Annotated in this window: 3 protein-coding genes; 1 reads left to right on the top strand and 2 read right to left on the bottom strand. The window is 66.7% G+C overall.

What is annotated here, in order from left to right; translation table 11 throughout:
- Together RDU12_RS13740 and RDU12_RS13735 are read right to left on the bottom strand one after the other, a co-directional pair.
- Nucleotides 1-641 (bottom strand): MFS transporter (locus tag RDU12_RS13740; protein WP_308685183.1); only part of this gene is annotated, 641 nt, incomplete at its 3' end.
- A 137-nt stretch (nt 642-778) separates the two neighbouring features.
- Nucleotides 779-2,980 carry a TonB-dependent receptor gene (locus RDU12_RS13735; RefSeq protein WP_300292167.1) on the bottom strand — a complete coding sequence of 734 codons (2,202 nt, stop codon included), beginning with the start codon at nt 2,978-2,980 and terminating at the stop codon, nt 779-781.
- Between the two features lie 176 nt (nt 2,981-3,156).
- Between RDU12_RS13735 and RDU12_RS13730 the strand changes: the two genes are divergently transcribed.
- On the top strand, nt 3,157-3,765 hold a 609-nt coding region (locus RDU12_RS13730), incomplete at its 3' end, for a TetR/AcrR family transcriptional regulator (RefSeq protein ID WP_308685181.1).

Here is a 3,765-nt window from a genome sequence, read left to right as displayed (position 1 = left end):
AAGGCCCTCAGCTCCGCAGTCAGCTCGCTCGCCCGGTCGTAGGGTACTGTCGGCTCGATGTTTTGCGTGGTGCGGAATTGCAGCGCCAGCAGCAGGCCCAGCAGGCCGACCACGACGAAGGCGACGCGCCAGTCGTAGGCGACCGCCAGCAGTCCGCCCACCAGGGTGCCCGCCGCGGTCCCGATCGGGATGCCGAAGGCGAAGACGGCCAGGGCCCGGGCCCGCTGCGACGGAGGGAAATAGTCGGAGATCAGCGAATAGGCCGGGGCCACCCCGCCGGCCTCGCCGACGCCCACGCCCATGCGGAACAGGAACAGCTGGGTATAGGATCCGGCCATGCCGCACAGGGCGGTGAAGCCGCTCCACACCGCCAGCGCCCCGGTCATGATCCACACCCGGCTGAAGCGGTCCGCCAGCCACGCCAGCGGAATGGCCAGGGTCGAATAGACCGAGGCGAAGGCGATGCCGCCCAGCAGGCCGAACTGGGAATCGGTGAGCCCGAAATGCTCTTTCAGCGGCGCCGCCAGGATGCCGATGATCTGCCGGTCGAGGAAGTTCAGCGCATAGATCAGCACCAGCACCGCCAGCACATAGTAGCGGTAGCCCGGGCGGACGGGCGCGGCGGCGGCCGTGTCGGTCATGGCGTTTCCCTCGACTTGGTCTTCTGGTTGGGCGGAACGGTAGCGGGGCCGTGGCGCGCCGTAAAAGAAAAAGGGCGACGGCTCAGGTGAACCGCCGCCCGTGATCACATGCGATCAGGCTTCAGGAGTCTCTTGGATCAGAAATTGACCTTCAGCGCGGCGGTCACCGTCTGCGGCGGGCCGTAGTAGCCGATGATCGAGTTGTCGAAGAGCGCGCCCGGGAAGTTGTAGCCGCCGACGCGGTACTCCTCGTCGGTCAGGTTCTTGCCGTACAGGCCGACCGTGTAGCGGTCGCTCGGATCGGTCCAGACGATCGACAGGTCGACCAGGGTGTAGGCCTCCTGGTCGAGGGTCGGGTTCGGGAACTCGAACATGCTGGAGTCGCCGCGATAGCTGACCGACGGGGTCACCGCCAGTTCGCCGCCGCCCACGTCGCCGATCCAGGTGAAGCCGAGGTAGCCGGTCCATTCCGGGGCGTTCTGCAGCACCACCAGATCGGAGATGTCCTCATAGACGCCGAGCCCCAGATTGTAGCGCAGGAACTCGTCGAAGTCGGAGTGCAGATAGCCGACCGCAAAGCTGGCCGACAGGTTGTCGAGGATGCGCAGCTGGCCTTCGAACTCGGCGCCGTAGAAGGTCGAGGAACCGACGTTGTCGACGAAGCTGGCGATGCCGCCGACGGCCGGAACCTGGGTGGTGACCTGCTGGTCCTGATACTCGTTGTAGAAGATCGAGGCGGCGAACGTCAGGCGGTCGAGCGCGCCTTTCAGGCCGATCTCATAGGAGTCGACCGTTTCCGGGTCATAGCCGTTGACCGTGTCCGGCGTCAGGATGGCGTCGCCGCGCATGTCGAACCCGCCCGACTTGAAGCCCTGCGAATACGAGGCGTAGGTCGTCATATCCTCCGTCAGGTCGAACGACAGGGCGATGCGCGGCGTGAACTGGCTGAAGTCGTTGTCGTTGGTGTAGTCGGTCCGCACCAGCAGGGGCGGACGGACCGCGCCGCCGAGCAGCGGGCTGCGGGTGGCGCCGAGATAGTTGGCGCGGAACACCGTCCCTTCCTTGTTGTCCAGCGTATAGCGGGCGCCGATGCCCAGGTGGAGGCGGTCGGTGAGGTCGAAGTTGATGTCGGCGAAGCCGGCCCAGCTCTCGGTGTTCACCTCGCCGTTGGTGCCGATGACGATGCCGAGCGCGCCCAAGATGGTGTCGAAGGCGCCTTCTGCATGGCCGTCCAGATAGAAGAAGCCAGCCACGCCCTGGATCCGGTCGTAGTCGAACAGGAACTGGAACTCCTGCGTCAGCTGGTCGTCGGCATAGTAGCCGGGGATGTCCAGCGTCGGCGACGGGGTGTTGTCGAAGTCGATGACCGTGTCGGTTTCACCTTCACGCCAGGCCGTGATCGACTTGAAGGTCCAGTGCTCGTTCATGTCGATCTGGACGGTCGCCGAGGCGCCCTGGGTCATCACCGAGTTGTCGTCGCCGATTCCCGCGTTGGTGTCGTAAACGCTGGACAGGATGGCGCCGGCCGGGGTGGCGCCGGCGACCAGACGGCTGCCGTGACGGGGATTGGAATCGTCCTCCACCCGGTCATAGGACAGGCGGATCGACATCTCCTCGCGCGGCTCCCACTCGGCGCTCAGACGGCCGGCCAGCACCTCCTTGTTGTAGTGTTCGGCGCCGGTGTTGATGTTCTCGCCGTAGCCGTCGCGCATATAGCTGGCGACAGCGCCGCCGATGCGGAAATTGTCGGCCAGCGGCACGCTGCCCGAGGCCATCAGATCGATCTGGTTGTAGCTGCCGTAGGCGCCGCGCAGCGTCAGTTCGGCGTCCTGCGACAGACGGTTGGTGACGTATTTGACCGCGCCGCCGACCGTGTTGCGGCCGTACAGCGAGCCCTGCGGCCCGCGCAGCACCTCGATGCGCTGGACGTCGTAGATGTCCAGCACGGCGCCCTGCGGACGGGCGACATAGACGTCGTCGACGTACAGGCCGACGCCGGGCTCGAAGCCCCACAGCGGATCCTGCTGGCCGACGCCGCGGATGAACGAGATCAGCGTCGAGTTGGAGCCGCGCGCCACCTGAACGGTCGCATTCGGCGTCTGCTGCTGCAGGGCGGTGATGTCGGAAGCGCCGGTCTGCTCCAGCCGTTCCTCGCCCAGGGCCGAGACCGAGATCGGCACGTCCTTGAGCGCCTCGTCGCGGCGGCGGGCGGTGACGATGACGTCCCCGACGGCAGCGGCCTCTTCGGTTTGCGTCGGAACGTCCTGCGCGACGGCGTAGGTCGAAAGCGCGCTCCAGGCGGCGCCCGCCAGCAAGGCGGTCTTGATGTAGCGGTTCATGTGAAGCCCCATTCCAGTGATTTCCAGCCCGAGACGCTTTTATTCAGCGTTCAATGATTTTCTAGGAACGTAACCGTTTTCCCCCGCCTGTCAAACGGCGGCGCTTGTCGGGCGCCCTCCGCGCCGGACCTGTGGCGCCGTTGCCATGACGGCCTGACGCGGCCTAGCTTCGCCGGATGACCAAGCTCGACGCGCCCGCTCCCGAGTCTCCCGCCCCCGCCCGGCGGGGCCGCCCGTCGAAGGCCCGGGCCGAAGGCGCCGCCGACACGCGCGAGTCGATCCTGGACGCCGCCGAGGATCTGTTCTCGAAACATGGCTTCTACGGCGTCACCATCCGCGAGGTGGCGCGCGAGGCCGGCGTCGATACGGCCCTTGTGCACTATTATTTCGGCGCCAAACGGGGCCTGTTCGACGCCGTCTTCCTGCGCCGGGCCGAGGTCTGGAACAACGAGCGCGTCGACGCCATCAACCGCTACGCCCGTGATCCGGGACCCGGCGGCATGACCCTGGAGGGGCTGTTCGAGGCCTTCCTGCGGCCGCCGTTCCAGTGGTCGCTGAAAGGCGGCCCGGGCTGGAAACACTACGCCGCCCTGGTGGCCCAGACCAACGCCAACCCGACCTTCGGCGGCGAGACCATGGCCCGCTATTTCGACCCGTCCATCCGCCGCCTGATCGAGCTGATCAAACAGGTCATGCCCGAGGCGCGCGAGGTCGACCTCTACTGGGCCTGGCACAATCTGTCGGGCGCCCTGACCCTGACCCTCGGCGAGACCGGACGGCTGGAC

Source organism: Brevundimonas sp. (assembly GCF_031082345.1).
GTDB lineage: Bacteria > Pseudomonadota > Alphaproteobacteria > Caulobacterales > Caulobacteraceae > Brevundimonas.
This window is presented reverse-complemented; position numbering and strand designations above follow the sequence as displayed.

Bases quoted from the DNA above. Each gene is read 5' to 3' on its own strand.
- RDU12_RS13735 (WP_300292167.1), bottom strand. From the start codon at position 2,980: ATGAACCGCTACATCAAGACCGCCTTGCTGGCGGGCGCCGCCTGGAGC.